Genomic DNA, 18799 nt, shown 5'->3' on the forward strand with positions numbered 1-18799 from the left:
TCAGGGATGTAGGGATAAAGAATGAAAACAGCAAAGCTCGGTGCACTAATATTATTGTCTCAGTTTGCACTCGTGGGTTGCGTGACGGTGAAAGAAGATGGAAGCCCTGTCGTTAAAGCCGATCCTGTGGCAATGGCAGAATCACGTATCGCACTTGGCTTAGGTTATTTAGACGGCGGTAACATGATTCGCGCGCATGATAACTTACAACAAGCCTTAAACCACGCACCTCAATACTATCGTGCGCAATTATCTATGGCTCACTACTACGAAACGGTTGGTGAAGATATTAAAGCCGAACAGATGTATAAACGCTCTCTACGCCAACACACTAAAAACGGAAATGTGCTCAATAACTACGGTACTTTTCTTTGCAAGCGAGGTGACTTCGAAAAAGCCGATCAGATGTTTAATCGAGCCATTGAGCAGCCTTATTACTACCTTATTCCAGCAAGCTATGAGAATGCAGCTTTTTGTGCTCTAAAATCACAAGATAAAGACAAAGCGAGATACTACTTTACTAGAGCTATCGATCATGATCCCCATAGACCAAAATCGATTTTGCAACTCGCTAAAATAGAAATTGATAGCGGTGATTATACTGAAGCTAGAATTCGATTAATGAGATTCAATCAAATGTATGGCGTGAAGAAGCCCTCTTTGCAACTCATGATTCAACTTGAACGTGCAGCAGGCAATGAAGCTCTCGAGAAAAAGTATCAAAAACAATTGGAAAAATTTTCTTAGTACAAAATAGCGATACATAAGGCGCATTAGCTCACAGCCAATACAGCGCTTGACCAAGAATCCAGTGAATTCAGACTCACGGTGATACATTCATCCTGTACATAAACGTCAAATTCGGTACTATTTGAACGGAATAAGTGACCAAGTCACATTATAAAAAGTGCGCACACAACGAAATTTGTACATCATACTGTTTTTAAGATTGATTTCGGCATATTGATAAATGCTAAATATTACTGACATGCACCAGAAGGAAGTTGAAGCCGGATGAAACCTGCCTGCACTCTGTTATTACTCACTTTGCTGAGTTCACCTTTTGTCGTCAGTGCACAAGAAAATATTGAGAAAACATTCACGTTTGGCATTGTGTCCAATAAAGCCCAAAGCAAAATCAAAAAAGCGACGCCCCTTACTCAGTATGTAACTGAAAATATGGCTGAATATGGTTACGCAAAAGGGGCGGTAAAGGTATTTAAAAATTATCGTCAGCTCGCGGTTGCGCTTGAAAATGGCACCGTTCAAATTGCAACGGCGACCCCCTTTAATGCGATGACCTTAGAAAAGGAGTCTAATAGCCAAATCCTTGCTATACGATGGAAAAAAGGCCTGCAAAAATATCATACGGTGTTCTTTACTAATAAAGAGAGTGGCATTGAGTCATTTTCTGACCTGCGCGGAAAAACGCTTGTTTTCGAAAAGCGCACGTCTACCAGCAGCTATTACCTACCTGCGATTACATTGCTGAATCACGGAGAAAAACTGCAATACCTTCCCTCTCCTGATGACAAACCGGCCAAAGACAGCATTGGTTATTTATTCCTTGATGAGCAACTCGCTCAGTCAAATGAAATCAACCTATCTGTATGGGTATATAAACAGAGAGTTGCAGCAGGAGCATTCAGTAACTTCAACTGGAACAATCCCAAAGATTTGCCAGAGAACATGAAAGACAAACTAGCGATTTTTTCTCGTTCTGTTGAAATACCCAGGGATTTAATTCTCGCTTCTCCAAGCATGAGCCTAGAGCAACAGCGTAAAATCACGTCAATACTGCTTGATATGGATACAACTCACGAAGGCTCTCTCGCACTTAAAAAGTTTCAGAACACCAAAAAATTCAGCGCGCTTACTCCAGAAATGCGAGCCTCCTTAAGTACAGTGCGCAAGTCAGTTCACTTGTTACCGAAGGTGGATTGATGTTTAAAAAGCTCTCACTCGAAACCAAATACATTTGCTCGACAATGTTCGTTGTCTTGTTTGTTGTGGTGATAAACCTTGCGTTATACATGCACGGTTACGATGCGTATTCAAATAGCTTAACTCAACAAATCACGAACAACTCTCAAGAAAAAACAGAATCTTACGTTAAGCAAAAAGGGTTGGTTTATGCAGAGCTATTATCAAAACAGCTTTTTGATCCACTCTATACAGACAATATCAGTCAAGCGTATGAGCAAATTAAGGCAACATTGAGCCAGCCAGATGTCTCGAAAATACATGTTGTTGACAATGAAGGGCTAATCTTTCACGACGGCACTACTCAGCTAAGGATGTTTGCCCAACCTCATGACCGCTCTCCTTTTATTTTGAAAGCAATAGAAGAATCCAGAACTCTCGTTTCCTTTTCCAAGCATCAGTTGGAGATCGCAGCGCCGATTCAGCAATCAAACATTACTCTTGGGGCGGTATATCTTGAGCTTAACTTGATACATCTACTGGAAGAGAAAGAACAGAACATTGAACAAGTCCAAGCGATTACCTCAAACGATAAACAGAAGATGTTTAACTTGCTGCTAACGATCAGTGGGATATCCGTTCTATTCGGTAGCATCATCGCTTATGCTTTGGGGCGGTCGTTAACTAAGCCACTCAAGCAACTAAAAGATCAATTTTCAGAGTCAAATACCCAAGCGCTGCCAGTCACCGACATACAAAGCAAAGATGAAGTGGGAGAACTTATTTCGGCGTACAACAAAATGTCAAACAAAGTGAACCGATACACCAGCCGAGTTGAGTTCATGGCGTACCACGATATTCTGACTTCCCTGCCAAACCGAGAAAAGTTACTCATTGATATTCAAACGCAGATAACTGACCACAAATCCCCCTCACTCGCGGTTGTGTTTATTGACTTGGATGACTTTAAGCACATTAACGATAACTACGGACATAACATTGGGGATAAATTGCTAGGCCATCTTGCCTCAGAGCTTCAAGGCCGTTTGCCGAGTTATTTTAAGCCGCTTTACCGCCTTTCTACCATCGTAAGTCGAGTAGGTGCGGATGAATTTGTACTGGCCTTTCCGTGCTCGGACAATCATGAAGCTAGAGAAAAAGCGAACGATATTCATCGCCAACTACTCTCTCCCTTTAGTTTGGAAGAGAACGATATTCAAATTACGGCAAGCCTCGGAATTGCTGTATATCCAGAATTTGGTTCAAACGCTGAGTCTCTTTTACAGCTTTCCTCTCTTGCGGCGCAGGAATCTAAAAGACGCGGTAAAGACATTATGACGATATACGATTCCACGTTTGATGAAACGATTAAACAACGTTTATACATAGAACGAGAACTGCGTCGTTCAGTACGTGACTTGTCTCAATTCGAGCTGTGGTATCAACCACAATTTGATCTAAAAACCTATCGCCTAATTGGGGTCGAAGCATTGGTTAGGTGGAATCATCCCGAGAAAGGTTATATCAGTCCAGAATCGTTTATCCCGATCGCAGAACAAAGTGATTTAATATTGGAGCTTGGAGAACATATCATTGAGACGGCAGTTGCTCAGCGGGCAATGTGGGCAGAACATTTCGGTACTGATTTTCACATCGCATTAAACTTATCCCCAAGGCAAATCTATCGCCAAGATTTAAGTCAATTATTTTCTAAGTATTTACGACGACATGATGTTGCCCCTCAAACCATTCATGTTGAAGTGACAGAGTCACTTTTTATTGATGATACAGAGAAAGCTCAATATGTGCTTAAAAAACTACAAAGTATCGGAGTGGAAGTTTGGCTAGATGACTTTGGTACGGGGTATTCAGCCCTTGCCTACCTACAACATATGGCTTTTGACGGGCTCAAGATTGATCGTTCATTTATCGCTCAAATCCGAAAAAGCGATCAAGACGATTCATTAGTTCGCGCGATTGTATCCATGGCTCACAACCTAAAAATGAAAGTAGTAGCCGAAGGCGTAGAAACTCAAACTCAGCTCAAACGAATGGAGTCTCTCCACTGTGACGTCGTACAAGGTTTTTTCTTAGGTAGACCTGTACCTGCCGAGGAATTGATTGCATTTGAATACCAACGAGGGAGTGGCGCTCAAAGCGTCAATCACTTTGCTTAGAACGCCGTTTTGTTAACTATTGCCGCTTAGCGCGTTAGTACTCGTAATGCAATATCGGTCACACTTCCCCCACCTCATTAATATGAATTTTCTCTTAAAATCTAACATCTGAGATAAATAAACTACACTTTTCATATCAACTTCTTGGATATGGAAATGCGCGTGGTAGGAATCTTTTCTTGGAACAACCTGTCGGTAAAACAAAAGCTATTTGGGTTGGTTTTGCTGCCAATTTTATTGTTGCTTGTCCTCGCGGGTAAACATGTACAAAGCCTTTCTATCCAGGCTCAGGAACTACAAAAAGCACAGTTATTCTCTGTCTACATCGACCGCGTATCTTCGCTTTATCACCTACCGAATAACCCTGATGTAATAGATAAGCAACTAAAAACTCAGCAGATATCTCAATTGTTACGCGACACCGCTGCACCAGTATTCGGTGAAAACGCTGAGATACTAAACCAGTTGACAAGCTTTGAGGAAGCAACCCTCTCGATGCTCTCTTCGCAAAATCAAGAAGAAAAGTTAGATGCGGCAGAGTGGCGCGCTGATACGTTCAAAGAAATCCTCATGAGCTTAGACAAAGTCTATTTTAGAAATGTGAGTTATGAAACAAACACTCACCTTTCTTCTTTGATGCAACTTGAATGGTTGATGTTTTGGTCCACTGAAGAGCATAGATTAAGCGAATATTTGATTCGATCTTCAGAGGAAAATAACGAGTATGACCTCACAACACAGGCTTCTATCCAATCTTTAATCCAGAACCAACAACTATTTCTAGAGCGTTTTGTGACGCTAAATGCCAATCAACAACAAGTAGATCTGCTCATTGAGACGTTTACGGGTGAAGTCTTTATCAAAAGCCAAGAGTTTCGTGCCTATTTATTGCAACCAGCTCAACTCAAATCATTAACCCCGGATGAGATTGATGCGGGGTTATCTGCACTCAACAAACGCTTATCGTTATTACAAAGTGTTGACGACAAAATGGAACAGCAGCTGAGTGATGATATATCAAAGACAATCAACACGACGACACAGCACCGCTTTACCTTTATCGCAATGATGAGCCTTTTAACGCTGTTGGTCGTAAGTTTAACGCTAAGATTGGTGCGAAAAGTTACTGGAAACTTGAATCTAGTCCTTAAATTTCTCAGTAACGAAAGCAATGAACAAAGTAACACTGAAAATTCACCTCTTGCTCAACTAATAAAGGGTAAAGACGAGCTGAGTAAGTTTGCTCGAGAGGTAAAAAAGCTTAGTGATGAGCGGATGTTGTCCAGACTAAAGCTCACACAAGCTAAAGAAGATGCAGAACAAGCAAAAGATGATGCAATTAAGGCGAGTAAAGCCAAAAGTAGCTTTTTGGCCAACATGTCCCACGAGATCCGCACGCCGCTAAATGGCGTTATTGGTATCTCTGAAGTCTTATCCGATACTTCCCTGACTGCCACACAACGCGATTACGTCGATACGATTGAAACCTCCTCCCAACTGCTTTTGAGTTTAATTAATGACGTTCTAGACTTCTCAAAAATTGAATCTGGGATGTTGCTCATTAGCCCACATTCAACTTGTGTTCGAGAGTCTATCTATGACATTGCTTCTATCATTTCACCGAAAGCAAAGGAAAAAGGCATCGATGTGCAAGTCAACATTAGCCGTAACACGCCTTACCACGTAATGTTGGATGACCATCGTATACGCCAAGTTGTCATGAACTTCATGTCTAACGCGGTAAAATTTACCGAACAAGGCAGTGTAGAGCTATCGGTCATCACCCGCGAAATAAAAAATGGTGAAGCGGTCATCGAGTTTTCCGTTAAAGATTCTGGGATTGGTATTGATGCCCAGCAGCAAAAGAAAATATTTGCTCCATTTGCCCAAGAGGATAACTCTACTACCCGACAATTTGGGGGAACTGGACTTGGGCTTGCCATTAGCACGCAATTAGTTGAGCTAATGGGTGGAGAAATTCAACTTGAATCCGAGAAAGGTAAAGGCAGTCGCTTCTTCTTTGAACTAACTGCTCCTGTTGTGACGCAAGAGTTTAACGCTTATCACGCTCTGAATCACAACGACATATGGATTGTATGCAGCAGTACTCAACTAGAACAAAAACTGCGTAACGAGTTAAGTTTTTTCAACATCAATATAACGCAGTCAGTAGATACCTTAAGTGCGTTGCCAACGTGGATTGATAACGAGCGCGTTATCGTTATTCATGTAGAAGGATCACCAAATGCAGCGGCGATGCATATCGATGAGATAGAAAGCCTTTGTAAACGAAACATTCGTGTCTGCCTCATCAAGCACCTTCATAGCCCACAATTCGACTTTAGAAGCAGTATCAGCGCCTTGGTCACTCAGCCACTACTAGGGCAGCGCTTAATTAAAGCACTTGAAAGTTGTGCGGCAAATTTCTCGCACGCACAACAAGAGAGCATTTCAGCGCAACATGTTAAATCTTTGCCGAAAATTTTGGTCGTTGATGACAATACGGTCAATCAAAAAATCGCGGGGCTACACGTCACAAAAGCTGGCTTCGACTTTGATGTCGCTGTAAACGGACAAGAAGCGGTTGAGAAATTTCAACAGAATCAATACAGCCTAATTTTAATGGACTGCATGATGCCCGTAATGGATGGATTTGAAGCCACCCAAATAATTCGTCAAATAGAAGTAAAAGAAAAACGCGCTTTCAGAATTCCGATTATTGCTCTAACGGCAAGTGTGGTCGATGACGATATACAAAAATGCTTTGACGTTGGAATGGATGACTATGTGCCCAAACCGTTTAAAGCAGGGTTGCTTAAAGAGAAGTTAGATAAGGCAATTGGGTTACGTGTTTCCAACACGACGCCTGCTGAACCACACCAAGAGAACACCACCCCCGATAAAACTCATGAACTACCTGCAAGTTCTGAGCAACCAGAAGCAACGGTAACGCCTATTCGCTCCGAACGCATCTTGCTTGTCGAAGATAATAGAGTGAACCAGAAAGTGGCTTCTCTATTGCTATCTAAAGCAGGCTATCAATTCGAAGTCGCAGAAAACGGACAAATTGCAGTCGAAATGTTCCAAAAAGATGGAAAGTTTGATGTTATTTTGATGGATTGCATGATGCCCATAATGGATGGGTTTGAAGCTTCTAGGCAAATTAGAGCTTATGAAGCGAGTAAAGGATTAGCTAAGACGCCCATTATCGCATTAACAGCAAGCGTCGTTGATGATGATATTCAACGCTGCTTTGATTCAGGAATGGATGCCTACGTACCAAAGCCTGTGCGCAAAGAAAAACTGTTGTATCAAATTGAACAAGCAATGTAGGTGGATTCTATGAGTAGAAATCATTCTCGCGTTGCTTTTCCTTTGCGTTACATAAAACGCTATCTGTTCATTCTGATTGCCCTTCTTTCATTAAATTGCCAAGCTCTCGCTGCAGAGAGCTACGCCGTTTTCTCATTTAATGACGAATTCTCTCCGCTCACTGTCAATAAAGCGCGAAAGTTGTACAGAGGGAAGACGCAACTTTTACAAGGCCAGCGAATTGAACTCTCTGACTGGCCTGCGACATCAACAGAAAGAGCTGAGTTCTATCGTTATCTTCTCAACAAAAATTTAGCGCAAATGAACGCGCATTGGGCAAGCTTGTCTTTTTCAGGTAAAGCTAGACCGCCAAAAGTGATTGCACGCTCCAGCATTGATGACCTCATAGCATGGATGCAAGAGAAGCCGAATAGAATTGGTTATGCCCCAACATCGAGCGTCCCTAGTAATGCTCATGTTTTATGTGTGGTTAGCTCGGAGAATTGATATGAAAAAATATTTAACCATGTTATCGCTGAGTATCGCGACCTTTCCGAGCTCAGCCACGATTGAACTAACAGAACAACTTTCTTTAAGTGGTTTTGGCTCTACTTCGTGGGCAAAATCCGATAACCCAACTACGTTACTAGTTAACCGCTTTATTGGCGATGAATCTTGTTTCGATTGCGATACCACTTTCGGCATGCAGCTCGATTATTTTCACAAGGCATTTCGGGCATCCGCACAAGTCGTAAAGCGCCCGCAAGACCATTGGAGCTCGCCTCAGCTCGAGTGGGCGTATTTGGCTTATACCTATAAAAACATAGAAATAAGAGGAGGACGCTTAAGACTGCCACTGTTTTTGATGTCTGAGTACAACTATGTCGGTCACGCTTTTACCCAAGCTCGCCCACCGAATGAGGTATATGACAGCATTCTAGGTATCACGGCTTATAACGGCCTATCTGCACGCTGGATTCATGACCTTAATGAGCAAGTCGTACTTACCGCCATGCCGTTTGTCGGGTTTAAAGACAATAGTGACGTAACCATCAATGAACGTACTGAATTGGAAATTGAGTCAAACAACACTGCAGGGATGAACTTAACGCTAAGCGGAGAGAGCTATCGTTGGAATTTTTCCTACCTCCACGGCGATTATGATCAAACAACGACGCTCTCTAACATTGAGCAGTCCACTCCCGGTGGCGGAACCACAATCATTGACCGTCTAGTTGAAACAGAAAAAAACAACACGATCGATCTGTTTTCTCTAGGGTTAAGATACGAGCTCGATAACATTGTGATTATGGCAGAAGGACAGACCAGCAATCTTTCCTCATCTTGGTACGCGACAACAAGTTATAATGTAAAAAAGTTGACTCCTTATATTGTTTACGGTCAGCAGTTTAATAGTCGGGATAAAAAAAGTGGAGACAGTTTCTTACTCGGATTGAGATACGACCTAGATTACAACGTTTCCCTAAGCGCAGAATGGCAAAGGTTCAACGCCTACAATAATAGCTCTGGCGCGTTTTCATCAGCCCCAAAGGATGACAGTGCGAGCCTTTATACGCTAATGCTCAACTTCGTTTTTTAATGTTTCTTACAGTACCAATTTCCACAACGCTAGGGGCTGTTGCATTAAGAAGGCTTTTTGCAACACGTAACTAAACGCTAAACGACTGGAAGGGATAGAATCGTTCAGATAGGTAAGTGGCAATCCAAACACAGACAAAGGTTACTCTATTTCGGTTTGTTTTGATTGCCTTTTAACCGCTTTTCTTTGCGTCGCAGTGCCCGGAAAAACTTTGACTCTTCGTGGTACCAACCAAGGACACTAATTGGAAAGCCCACGAGCATCATAATAAAAACATCCGCAGGGAGTTGTTCCCAAATGTCGCTTAAAGAATGCAGCTCTCCAAAAATGAACAAACCGATGACTTTACCAAGCAGTAATGCACAACAAATCATAAAGAAGGACTTTAATATATAGTGCCATTTGCCTTTTTTACGCTCTTCTCTCCAATAGGCATACTTATATTGTCGATCGTACATTCATCCCCCTAAAGTAAACTTGCCGTAAGTTTAAGCATCTCGATAGCGTAAAGTGCGTTGGCACCTCTTTAATCATAGTGCGTATCTAAAGTGAATGCTTGTCGTGGCAATAAGAAGGAGATGTATTCTGTAGTAAGAGCTACATAATCTCTGAACGTTATATGTCTTGTGTAATTCGGATGATGCCTGATTTTGCTTATCGCTAGTGTTTTCTGAACACCCAAATCGGGCCGATGAGTAGAAACTGTAAATCCTCAAAAAACGACGGTTTTTTACCTTCAATCTTGTGACCGATAAATTGCAATATCCACAATACACCAAACAAGAGCATAGAAATATGCAGAACGGGCAACATCAATACCTCTAGAGACCAAATAAGGCCAATGCACGCTAATGTGTAGCCGATCATCATCATGAATACGCTCAGAGACAAACGAAAATAGAAAACCCAAGTGGGGATCACTGCTACCCAAACCCAATTAAGTTCGAAGCCTAATAATGAAATCTGGGGAATCGACCAAATAAGTCCAACCACAGAAAGGTAGATACCTGGAACTGCGATTGTGTGAATCTTTTGGTTGATAGGGTTTTGGTGACTCTCCCCGTATTCTTTTAGCCATTCAGATAATGCTCGCATATCATTCCCCTTTTCCACCTTCTTATTCTTATATAGCCCGAGGATGAAAAAGGTGCGAATTTTTCCGTAAAGGCTACGAGCAACGAGCGACAAAACAACAGAGGCCAGTGCGTTGCCGATTACTCACCAAGCAACGCTCGTTGTGCTTTCGGCAGCTTGGCAACGACAAGAGCATAAGAGCGTTCACACAAGTCTTGAATCAACCCATCCTCGACATCACCGTTAAAATAAACCGTTATCCAATGACGCTTATTTAAGTGATAACCCGGGATAATGTCCGTAAACTGCGACGTTAAGACTTCTCCATCTTCTGGTTTTACTTTTACGCTGACATACTCCCGACCGTTTCTCTCTGCAATGATGGCAAACATCTTGCCTTTGATTTTGTAAACAACCGCTTCAGGCCCAAATGGGAAATCGCTTTCTGCACACATGAAGGTACTTAAGTATTGTTCTAGTTCTTTGCTTTTCATATCCCCTACCTCCTTCTGCGTTCTCATTCAAATTGTGGCAATAGCAATTTTAACGCCTGGTTAACCTGCGCTTTTTCATTGCCTTCTAAACCATGCAATAACGATTGCTGAACGTCTACATGCTCCAAAATTAGCTTGTCAATTAAGGTTAAGCCTTGCTCTGTTAGTTCAACGGTGACGCTACGTCGGTCTTCTTTACTATGGGTTCTGGTAATAAACCCTTTCTTCTCTAGTTTATCTAAGCGATTAGTCATCGCACCCGAAGTGAGCATCATCGACTCTATTAACGCTGAGGGAGTAAGACAATATGGTGAACCAGCTCGACGCAGTGTCGCTAACACATCAAATTCACCCATTTTCAGATCGTACTTCTTATGTAGCTCGGCGACCCTAGATTCCATGTGTTTTGCAATTCGCATTAGTCGACCCATTATTGCCATCGGTTCAGTGTCGAGGTCTGGCTTCTCCCTAGCCCACTGCTCTACCACTCTATCAATTGCATCCATTATTTCTCTCCAAACATCATATGTTTTTTATTTTAACATAAAGATACTTTACAAAAAGCCACCTTGCCGATATCGTTACATTTAATTATCTCTACATAAAGATATTTAACATGGACATTTTACTTGCGATGATTCCTGCCTTTTTTTGGGGGACGACTTACGCTGTTACTCAGTTTACTCTACCGGACTGGCCTCCCGTTTTACTTGGCGCTCTAAGGGCACTGCCTGCGGGTCTTTTGTTGCTGGCAATAAAGCCCTCGTTTCCAAAAAGAAGTGAGTGGAAGGTGCTGCTTGTTTTAGGAACCATCAACATCGCTTGCTTCTTTGGTCTCATTTTTGTCATGGCGTTGACGCTTCCTTCTGCCATCTCTGGTGTTGGTATGGTTTCGGTCCCCGTTTTTGCGATGCTGTTTGGTTGGGCGGTCTACAAACGTCAGCCTAGTGGCATTCAAGCGATAAGCGGCGCAACTTTGATTGCTTTAGCTTGGTTCTTATTTGATCCTAGCTCTATTTCTCTCGAACCCGTGGGCTTACTTGCGATGATCTCCGCCATTATGTGCATCGTGATAGGAAGTAGCGTAACAAAGTCACTAGGTACAAAAATGCACTGGTGGACAGTGCTAACATGGCAGCTCATTTTGGGTGGCGTGATTATGTCTATCGCAACAAGTGTGCTGGCGATAAACAATCCAGAGCCATATGTTACAGTCGTTCAGGACGTATCCATGACGAATATTCTAGGGTTACTGTGGGTAATTATTCTGAACACCGCATTAGGGTATGGCATGTATGTATGGTTATTACAGCGGATGTCGGTCGTAGATTTTACCTTTGGTGGTATTGCAAACCCAGTCGCAGGCATTGTTTCGGGCCTACTGCTATTGGGGGAAACGTTCACTCCTCTGCAATACAGCTTAATGCTGGGAATGATCGTAATGTCATTACTACCTCAGCTCATTACGTCAATCAAAACGAAAAGAGCCGCACTCTCCTCCTAAGTAACGTTAATTCCTAACACTCTAGGAGTAATGAGAGTGTTAGGAATCCTCAAGTGTGAGCCTACCAGCAGAAATCAGCGCTAACCTAGGAAACTGGCACCTTTAAAGCGGGATGTTATGACGTTATGGCTATTAAGCGCTTGCAAGGTTAGTCAGGGGCTCTGGTTTAGCGTAAACATAACCTTGAATAAGGTAAATCGCATGCTGAGCCAGATATTCGACTTGAGCCTGGCTCTCTACACCTTCTGCAATCATCTCACATTCCGCTTTGTTCGCTGCAGACACAATTGAGTCCAGCACTTTCAATTTTTGGTCGTCAGATCCTATTGGATCAATAAACATCTTATCCACTTTTAAACATCGGATGCCCAAATCTTGTAGGTAAGAAAAGCCACCATATCCGGTACCAAAATCGTCAATTTTGAACTTGTAGCCTTTATTCGTTAAATACAAAATCTCTTTTTTCGCGGCCTCAGTGTCTTTTACTGGTATTCTCTCGGTCAACTCAAAATGAATTCTATTCGAGATTGGCCAATTTAACTCCGACAGCAACTTCGTTAATACGCCTGACTCTAAATGGGAGGAAACAATATTGATGCTGACCCACGTATGCTCGGGCAAGTCACTTAAGTCTTGTATGATTTTACGAATAAGCTGATTGGTCATCGGGATAATCAGGCCACTTTCTTCTGCAGCACCAATAAACATATTTGGTGGCACCATTCCATCACGCCGCGACCATCGAATCAGAGCTTCGTATCCTACTGTCTTACCATCGCGACTATCGACAATCGCCTGGTAGTAAGGAATAAATTCTGCATTACTAATCCCATTTTCAATTAGACCAGTAATGGATTTTCTCAAGCTTTTACCAGATATGTATGCAAAGGCAGTCGCAAGACCAGCAAGCACACTTACAAGACCGCCCCACAAAAGTACTCTTTCCTGAGCATAATTTTTAAGTTTTTCACCGCTGTATATCTTGATGAGCATGTTGGCTTGAGACTCTCCTGAAAAGAAAAACTCTTTTGAGAGTGCGTTTTCTTCTCCTGCAATATTCGCTTTGCCACGGCTTATCGTTAAATCACCAAATATTGGTTCATCATACTTAAACTCTACAAATAGGCAGTCTTTGCAAGGCGTTTTTATTACCTCGTTAACCCAACTGTTATCAAGCACCCAGAAGACTTCAACGTGTTCAATATCATAAATGACCATCCACTCTATTTGGTCATTCTGTTGCGGCAAAATAAGTGATGCGAAAAAGTTCTCATCCATCTGAAATCGTTCACTACTAGATGGGCGAGACACTTCACTACCAACCGTGGAACACGTTTTTCCGCCTTCTGTGGTCATCGCAATAAAACGAATGTAACGGTTATAAAAACGTGGGTCGCGTAAAGTTCTTACATCACTATCACTACAAGTAAAATCTAACTGAGCAATCTGCTTCACTATTGCTCCGTCCAAATAGGCAGACCTTTGATTTAAATATTCTACGTAAGCATCTATTTTCGACGCTTTTACCGAGTTGACGTAAAAGTTGGTTATAGAATGAAAGGCCACTACAAATATGGCGATGGGAACTAAGCCGAGTAAAATGGCATACCTTGTATTCTTTGTTATCAAAGTTCGTCCTGCTAATCTGACAAGCAACCTAAGTGGGATATGAATACTATCTCATTTTTATAGTCCAAAAAGTGAGGAATGACGCTCAATAAAATTATAGACTCAAGTGGCTTTCAGATGTCGGGATTTAGAATGCGAGCACCAAACCACATTCGAGGAGAACAAAGTAGCGACTAAGTGGAAAGTAAGAACGAGCCCAATTGTTAAGTCATCCGTAATAAAAGTGACAACTTGGATCTTGAGCAATACTTTTTAGATAGGCAGCAGATACGCTAAAAAACAAAAAGGAAACGATTGATGCCAACCGCTTCCTTGATTTGTTATTGCTATTTAAAAGCGCGTGAATTACGCCACTTCAAGAATCACTTTTTCCAACTTATCTAGGCCTTCATTTAGCACGTCAGGTTCGATGGTCAGTGGAGGTAACAGACGAATCACATTCGCTTTTACTCCACAAGAAAGCAGGATAAGGCCGTTTTCTTGCGCTTTAGAAATCACCGCTTTGGTCATCTCTTGCAGTGGTTTGCCTGATTCTGGATCAGTAAATTCAATCGCCATCATCGCACCTGTAGTACGGATTTCACCGATAGCAGGCACTGACTGTTGCAGTTTAGTCATACGAGCATTGACCACTTCACCGATGCCCATCGCTTTGGCACACAAGTCTTCTTCTTCGATGATTTTCAGCACTTCAAGACCAGCAACGCAACCAAGTGGAGAGCCCGCGTAAGTGCCACCTAGACCACCAGGCAGTGCAGAGTCCATCACATCCGCTTTCCCAACTACCGCTGAGATTGGGAAACCACCAGCAATGCCTTTCGCCATTGTCATTAGATCTGGTTCAATGCCTAGATATTCTGTGGCAAACATTTTACCAGTACGAGCAAACCCTGTTTGGATTTCATCGGCAATCAGCATGATACCGTGCTTATCACAAAGCTGACGCAAGCCTTGTGCAAACGCTTCAGGTGCTTTGTAGAAGCCGCCCTCACCTTGCACTGGCTCGAAGATGATCGCCGCAACGCGTGAAGGTTCGATATCGCAAGCAAATAGATCGTCGATCGCTTGTAAGCTTTGCTCAACGCTGATGCCGTGGAACGCATTTGGGTACGGCGCGTGGTAGATTTCATTCGGGAAAGGACCAAAACCTGCTTTGTACGGCGCTACTTTACCGGTTAACCCCATCGTCATATTTGTGCGACCGTGAAAGCCGCCTTTGAACGCTATCACGCCGCTACGACCAGTATGAGCGCGCGCTACTTTCACTGCGTTTTCGACCGCCTCGGCGCCAGTGGTTAGAAAGATCGCTTTCTTCTTAGTCTCACCCGGTGCAAGTTCTGTCAACTTTTCTGCCAGTTCAACGAATGACGCATACGGCGTAACCATAGCACAGGTATGCGAAAAGTTATCCAACTGAGCTTTGACCGCTTCACTGATGCGCTTATGAGAGTGCCCGGTATTGGTCACCGCAATGCCCGCTGCAAAGTCGATGTATTTGTTGCCTTCGATATCCCATACGTAAGCGTTTTCTGCTTTCTCGACGTAAAGTGGGTACAGTGCGCCCATGCCTTGAGCGATAACTTGGCTTCTTCTTTCGTGCAGTTGTTGGTTTGTCATTGTTTTGTCCTTAATTATTTGCCGCCAAAGCAGAGATATTTCACGTCCATGTATTCATCGATACCTTGTTTTGCTCCTTCGCGTCCGATGCCGGACTGCTTAACACCACCGAAAGGAGCCACTTCAGTAGAGATCATGCCTTCGTTAATGCCGACCATGCCGTATTCGAGCGCTTCTGCGATTTTCCAAACACGGTGAATGTTTTGGCTGTAGAAGTACGACGCGAGACCATAGATGGTGTCGTTCGCCATTTCGACTAGCTGTTCGTCGCTGTCAAAACGAATCACTGGCGCGACAGGGCCAAAGATTTCCTCGGAAACAATCTTCATGTCGTGAGTAACGTCTTTGAGAACCACTGGCTGCATAAATAGACCATCGAGCTTTTTAAGTTCTGAAACCGGCTTCGCGCCTTGCTCGATAGCACCATCGATCAACGCTTGAATGCCTTGCTTCGCTGACTCGCTGATCACTGGACCAATGTTGACCCCCTCTTCCAATCCGTTACCAACTTTGAGCTGCTGAACCGCAGCATCAAACTTAGCAACAAACTCGTCATACACTTTGCTGTGTACATAGAAACGGTTCGCACACACACACGTTTGGCCTGCGTTACGGAACTTCGACGCCATCGCACCCGCCACGGCTGCATCAATGTCGGCATCATCGAATACGATAAATGGCGCGTTGCCACCGAGCTCCATTGAGGTACGTTTAATGTCCGCCGCGCTTTGCTGCATCAACACACTACCAACTTGGGTAGAGCCAGTGAAAGACAACTTGCGAATCAACGGATGCGAAGTGAAGATAGCACCGACCTGACGGGAGTTTTCCCCCAATACCACTTGCAGCACATCGCGTGGGATACCCGCTTGATAGGCAAGCTCTGCGACCGCAAACGCAGACAGCGGCGTAGATTCAGATGGTTTTACGACAAAGCTACAACCTGCAGCTAAAGCTGGGCCTGCTTTGCGCGTGATCATCGCAATTGGGAAGTTCCAAGGTGTAATCGCACAGGCAACACCAATTGGCTGTTTGATGGTCACCAAACGCTTGTCTGCACTCGGCGCAGGAATCGTCTCACCGTAGGTACGTTTCGCTTCTTCAGCAAACCATTCGATAAAACTCGCGCCGTAAAGCACTTCACCTTGAGCTTCCGCTAGCGGCTTACCTTGTTCTAACGTCATCAAACGGCCAAGGTCGCCTTTGTTTTCTAACAGGAGTTGGAACCAACGATTGAGCATACCAGCGCGCGTTTTTGCTGGCAGTGCCGCCCATTCTTTCTGCGCGACATGGGCACGTTCAATGCTATTTAAAATGTCATTCTCGGTTGAGACTGGTGCGTACCCAAGAATCTCTCCGGTCGCCGGATTAGTCACTGCAATGCCCTGTTGTGGGTTCGCTACCATAAACGAAACAAGGCTTTGGTTTTGTATCTGTTGCATGGTCATTCCTTTTGACAACTCATCATCGCCGCTAAGTCAGCGGCGAGCTTATGTTTAAGCTGGGATCTGCTGCGTAATGCAGTGAATGTTCCCTCCGCCGAGTAGAACCTCTCTCGACGGTATCGCGATGATTTGGTATTCCGGCATCGCGTTTTGCAAAATATCGATTGCAATGGCGTCGGTGTCTTCATCCAACATTGGTAAGAACACATGGCCGTTGACGATAAGAAAGTTCGCATAAGAGGCACTTAGGCGTTCGCCAGCTTGTCGGCTCATTCCTGAACTGGCGTCAATGCCATTGGCTTCGCGCTCGCTGTAATGCAACGGACCTGGTAATGGCAAACGGACAATTTCAATCTCGCGCCCTTTCGCATCGTGCTGAGATTTCAGTACTTGTTCCGCTTGACGAGACAACGCGTATTGCGGATCGCTTGGGTCATCGGTCCAACTTAGTACCACCTTACCCGGTGCGATAACGTGCATCAGGTTGTCAACATGGCCGTCTGTTTCGTCATTGAATAAACCATTTGGCAACCAAATGATTTTTTCGATGCCGAGATACGCCTTTAACTGCTCTTCGATTTGCGCTTTGCTCAATTGCGGATTTCGCCCCGGACTAAGCAAGCACTCTTCTGTGGTGTAAAGGGTGCCTTCACCATCGGTGTGAATCGCCCCACCTTCAAGTACAAACGGTGCGCGGTAATAATCTATACCGATGATGTCGCACACCGAGCCAGCGACAAGATCGTCCTGCTGCCAGTTATCGTAAAGCCCGTTGTATTCGCCGCCCCACGCGTTAAATTGCCAACTAATCCCACGGCGCTCGCCCGCCTGATTCACGAGCACGGTCGGTCCAATATCGCGCATCCACGCATCGTTAAATGGGATTTCCACCAAACGTACGTCTGAATGGAGCATTTGACGCGCTCGGTCAAAGTTGTGCGAGCATACCGCCACGCACACCTTGGCCACTTCCGCGATTAAGTTCGCGATTCTGGCAAAGGTTTCTTGCGCGGGTAATGCGTCATCACGCCAGTTGTCTTTCCTTTCTGGCCACGCTAGCCAAACTTCACTAACCGGCTGAAACTCAGCCGGAAAATAGAAGCCATCTTGCGCTGGTGTTGTCGATAACTTCATTTTAATGCCTCTTTAAACGGCTAGTTTGCCAACGCTGGTGTAAAGGTCTGGACGACGGTCGCGGAACAAGCCCCATGCGTGACGCGCTTTCGCTGTCGCAGCAAGGTCGATTTCTGCGTAAATGATGGTTTCACCTTCACGTGGTGCTTCGGCAATTTTTGCACCAGTGTGGTCAGTGATAAAAGAAGAGCCGTAGAACGTCGTCTCGATACCATCATCGACTTCAGTGCCCACTCGGTTTGACGCAATCACTGGAACGAGGTTTGCTGCCGAGTGACCTTGCATTGTACGTTGCCAGTGGTCACGTGAATCCAGTGTCGGATCTTGAGGCTCAGAACCGATTGCAGTTGGGTAAAAAATCGCTTCCGCGCCGTGCAGAGCCAAGCTGCGTGCAAGCTCTGGAAACCATTGGTCCCAGCAAATGCCAGCACCGAACTTACCGAACTTGGTTTGCCACACTTTGAAACCGGTATCGCCAGGGCTAAAGTAGTATTTCTCGCTGTAGCCCGGGCCGTCAGGAATGTGTGACTTGCGGTAGTTATCTAATACCGTGCCATCGGCATCTATCATCACTAGCGAGTTAAAAAACGTGTTGCCCGCTTTTTCAAAGTAGCTGACTGGAATAACCACGCCGAGCTCTTTAGCCAACGCACTCATCTCTTTAATAAGACGACAATTCTCCGTTTCTTCTGCAAGCTCGAAATACTTTGCTTCCTGTTTTTTGCAGAAGTAAGGCGCAGCGAACAGCTCTTGCGGAAGAATCACGTTCGCACCGTTTTGTGCTGCTTCACGAATCGCCTTTTTTGCTTTGGCCAAGTTGTCTTCCAGATCCCAGCTTTTCGTCAGTTGAAGGGCTGCAAATTTCACCACTTTGCTCATTGGATATTCCT

16 protein-coding genes are annotated in these 18799 nt (G+C 44.1%); 7 read left to right on the forward strand and 9 right to left on the reverse strand.

Annotated features, from left to right (window positions below):
• The first annotated feature begins 21 nt into the window (after positions 1–21).
• The 6 genes from pilW to R7M92_RS10205 all read left to right on the forward strand — a co-directional run bounded on the left by pilW (position 22) and on the right by R7M92_RS10205 (position 9012).
• Positions 22–747: a type IV pilus biogenesis/stability protein PilW gene (pilW, locus tag R7M92_RS10180; protein WP_017820928.1), complete on the forward strand. Its 726-nt coding sequence runs from the start codon at positions 22–24 to the stop codon at positions 745–747.
• A gap of 267 nt (positions 748–1014) precedes the next feature.
• A complete protein-coding gene (locus R7M92_RS10185; protein ID WP_005377794.1) occupies positions 1015–1944 on the forward strand; it encodes a phosphate/phosphite/phosphonate ABC transporter substrate-binding protein in 930 nt (309 codons plus the stop codon).
• Complete coding sequence (locus R7M92_RS10190; protein WP_318133301.1) at positions 1944–4100, forward strand: EAL domain-containing protein; 2157 nt, start codon at positions 1944–1946, stop codon at positions 4098–4100. Before R7M92_RS10185 ends, R7M92_RS10190 begins: the two co-directional genes overlap by 1 nt.
• Before the next feature lie 156 nt (positions 4101–4256).
• Complete coding sequence (locus tag R7M92_RS10195; protein ID WP_149191831.1) at positions 4257–7433, forward strand: response regulator; 3177 nt, start codon at positions 4257–4259, stop codon at positions 7431–7433.
• A 9-nt stretch (positions 7434–7442) separates the two neighbouring features.
• Positions 7443–7919: a hypothetical protein gene (locus R7M92_RS10200; protein WP_017633987.1), complete on the forward strand. Its 477-nt coding sequence runs from the start codon at positions 7443–7445 to the stop codon at positions 7917–7919.
• 1 nt (position 7920) lies between these two features.
• A complete protein-coding gene (locus R7M92_RS10205; RefSeq protein ID WP_318133304.1) occupies positions 7921–9012 on the forward strand; it encodes a sulfate ABC transporter permease in 1092 nt (363 codons plus the stop codon).
• A 146-nt stretch (positions 9013–9158) separates the two neighbouring features.
• Here the strand turns inward: R7M92_RS10205 and R7M92_RS10210 are convergent, their stop codons facing one another.
• From R7M92_RS10210 to R7M92_RS10225, 4 genes are all read right to left on the reverse strand, one after another.
• Complete coding sequence (locus tag R7M92_RS10210) at positions 9159–9470, reverse strand: hypothetical protein (RefSeq protein WP_005377799.1); 312 nt, start codon at positions 9468–9470, stop codon at positions 9159–9161.
• Between the two features lie 202 nt (positions 9471–9672).
• Positions 9673–10107: a DUF962 domain-containing protein gene (locus R7M92_RS10215; RefSeq protein WP_005377800.1), complete on the reverse strand. Its 435-nt coding sequence runs from the start codon at positions 10105–10107 to the stop codon at positions 9673–9675.
• 119 nt (positions 10108–10226) lie between these two features.
• Positions 10227–10580 (reverse strand): MmcQ/YjbR family DNA-binding protein, encoded by a 354-nt coding sequence (locus tag R7M92_RS10220; RefSeq protein ID WP_005377801.1) that lies wholly within the window; start codon positions 10578–10580, stop codon positions 10227–10229.
• Positions 10581–10603: 23 nt separating this feature from the next.
• Positions 10604–11086: a MarR family winged helix-turn-helix transcriptional regulator gene (locus R7M92_RS10225; RefSeq protein WP_053350391.1), complete on the reverse strand. Its 483-nt coding sequence runs from the start codon at positions 11084–11086 to the stop codon at positions 10604–10606.
• A 110-nt stretch (positions 11087–11196) separates the two neighbouring features.
• Between R7M92_RS10225 and R7M92_RS10230 the strand changes: the two genes are divergently transcribed.
• Positions 11197–12084, forward strand: a complete 888-nt coding sequence (locus R7M92_RS10230; RefSeq protein ID WP_318133306.1) for a DMT family transporter — start codon at positions 11197–11199, stop codon at positions 12082–12084.
• 132 nt (positions 12085–12216) lie between these two features.
• On the opposite strand, the gene R7M92_RS10235 is transcribed toward R7M92_RS10230, so the two are convergent.
• The 5 genes from R7M92_RS10235 to aguB form a co-directional block, all read right to left on the reverse strand.
• Positions 12217–13713 carry an EAL domain-containing protein gene (locus R7M92_RS10235; RefSeq protein ID WP_318133308.1) on the reverse strand — a complete coding sequence of 499 codons (1497 nt, stop codon included), beginning with the start codon at positions 13711–13713 and terminating at the stop codon, positions 12217–12219.
• A gap of 345 nt (positions 13714–14058) precedes the next feature.
• Complete coding sequence (gene gabT / locus R7M92_RS10240) at positions 14059–15330, reverse strand: 4-aminobutyrate--2-oxoglutarate transaminase (RefSeq protein WP_318133309.1); 1272 nt, start codon at positions 15328–15330, stop codon at positions 14059–14061.
• A gap of 14 nt (positions 15331–15344) precedes the next feature.
• Complete coding sequence (locus R7M92_RS10245; protein ID WP_318133311.1) at positions 15345–16772, reverse strand: NAD-dependent succinate-semialdehyde dehydrogenase; 1428 nt, start codon at positions 16770–16772, stop codon at positions 15345–15347.
• A 54-nt stretch (positions 16773–16826) separates the two neighbouring features.
• Positions 16827–17909 carry an agmatine deiminase gene (gene aguA, locus R7M92_RS10250; protein WP_258495740.1) on the reverse strand — a complete coding sequence of 361 codons (1083 nt, stop codon included), beginning with the start codon at positions 17907–17909 and terminating at the stop codon, positions 16827–16829.
• 12 nt (positions 17910–17921) lie between these two features.
• On the reverse strand, positions 17922–18788 hold the full coding sequence (aguB, locus tag R7M92_RS10255) for an N-carbamoylputrescine amidase (protein WP_140100406.1): 867 nt from the start codon (positions 18786–18788) through the stop codon (positions 17922–17924).
• Between the last annotated feature and the right edge of the window lie 11 nt (positions 18789–18799).

The sequence above is a fragment of the Vibrio sp. Vb2880 genome (assembly GCF_033337975.1).
In the GTDB taxonomy this organism is placed as follows: Bacteria; Pseudomonadota; Gammaproteobacteria; order Enterobacterales; family Vibrionaceae; genus Vibrio; species Vibrio alginolyticus.

Excerpts from the sequence above, each read along its gene's own strand:
- pilW (WP_017820928.1), top strand. The coding sequence starts at position 22 with ATGAAAACAGCAAAGCTCGGTGCACTAATATTATTGTCTCAGTTTGCA.
- R7M92_RS10185 (WP_005377794.1), top strand. The coding sequence starts at position 1,015 with ATGAAACCTGCCTGCACTCTGTTATTACTCACTTTGCTGAGTTCACCT.
- R7M92_RS10190 (WP_318133301.1), top strand. The coding sequence starts at position 1,944 with ATGTTTAAAAAGCTCTCACTCGAAACCAAATACATTTGCTCGACAATG.
- R7M92_RS10195 (WP_149191831.1), top strand. The coding sequence starts at position 4,257 with ATGCGCGTGGTAGGAATCTTTTCTTGGAACAACCTGTCGGTAAAACAA.
- R7M92_RS10200 (WP_017633987.1), top strand. The coding sequence starts at position 7,443 with ATGAGTAGAAATCATTCTCGCGTTGCTTTTCCTTTGCGTTACATAAAA.
- R7M92_RS10205 (WP_318133304.1), top strand. The coding sequence starts at position 7,921 with ATGAAAAAATATTTAACCATGTTATCGCTGAGTATCGCGACCTTTCCG.
- R7M92_RS10210 (WP_005377799.1), bottom strand. The coding sequence starts at position 9,470 with ATGTACGATCGACAATATAAGTATGCCTATTGGAGAGAAGAGCGTAAA.
- R7M92_RS10215 (WP_005377800.1), bottom strand. The coding sequence starts at position 10,107 with ATGCGAGCATTATCTGAATGGCTAAAAGAATACGGGGAGAGTCACCAA.
- R7M92_RS10220 (WP_005377801.1), bottom strand. The coding sequence starts at position 10,580 with ATGAAAAGCAAAGAACTAGAACAATACTTAAGTACCTTCATGTGTGCA.
- R7M92_RS10225 (WP_053350391.1), bottom strand. The coding sequence starts at position 11,086 with ATGGATGCAATTGATAGAGTGGTAGAGCAGTGGGCTAGGGAGAAGCCA.
- R7M92_RS10230 (WP_318133306.1), top strand. The coding sequence starts at position 11,197 with ATGGACATTTTACTTGCGATGATTCCTGCCTTTTTTTGGGGGACGACT.
- gabT (WP_318133309.1), bottom strand. The coding sequence starts at position 15,330 with ATGACAAACCAACAACTGCACGAAAGAAGAAGCCAAGTTATCGCTCAA.
- R7M92_RS10245 (WP_318133311.1), bottom strand. The coding sequence starts at position 16,772 with ATGCAACAGATACAAAACCAAAGCCTTGTTTCGTTTATGGTAGCGAAC.
- aguA (WP_258495740.1), bottom strand. The coding sequence starts at position 17,909 with ATGAAGTTATCGACAACACCAGCGCAAGATGGCTTCTATTTTCCGGCT.
- aguB (WP_140100406.1), bottom strand. The coding sequence starts at position 18,788 with ATGAGCAAAGTGGTGAAATTTGCAGCCCTTCAACTGACGAAAAGCTGG.